Here is a 361-nt window from a genome sequence, read left to right on the forward strand (position 1 = left end):
TCTCGGTGGTGACCTCGCACGACCAGGTGATGACCCTCAACGGCACGGTCAACAAGTCCGGCATCCTGCTGTTGCTGACCGGGCTCACTGCTGCCTTCGCCTGGAGCCAGGCCATCGGCGCCGACGGCCAGATCGCCCCGGGCGCGAGGATCTATGCCATCGGCGGCGCCATCGGCGGGCTGGTCCTGGCCCTGGTGACGGTGTTCAAGAAGGAATGGTCGCCGGTCACCGCGCCGATGTACGCGCTGGGGGAAGGCTTCTTCCTGGGCGCGATCTCGGCGGTGTTCGAAGCGCGCTGCCCGGGCATCGTAGGCCAGGCCGTGCTGCTCACCTTCGGCACCCTGTTTGCCCTGCTGGCGGA

1 protein-coding gene is annotated in these 361 nt (G+C 68.1%); it reads left to right on the plus strand.

The genetic code is table 11. The annotated features are described in order from the left end of the window. Positions 1-361: Bax inhibitor-1/YccA family membrane protein (locus ACQG3P_RS18920; protein ID WP_426805894.1), on the plus strand; the 361-nt coding region annotated here is incomplete at both ends.

The sequence above is a fragment of the Stenotrophomonas sp. SrG genome, assembly GCF_050031795.1.
GTDB lineage: Bacteria > Pseudomonadota > Gammaproteobacteria > Xanthomonadales > Xanthomonadaceae > Stenotrophomonas > Stenotrophomonas rhizophila_A.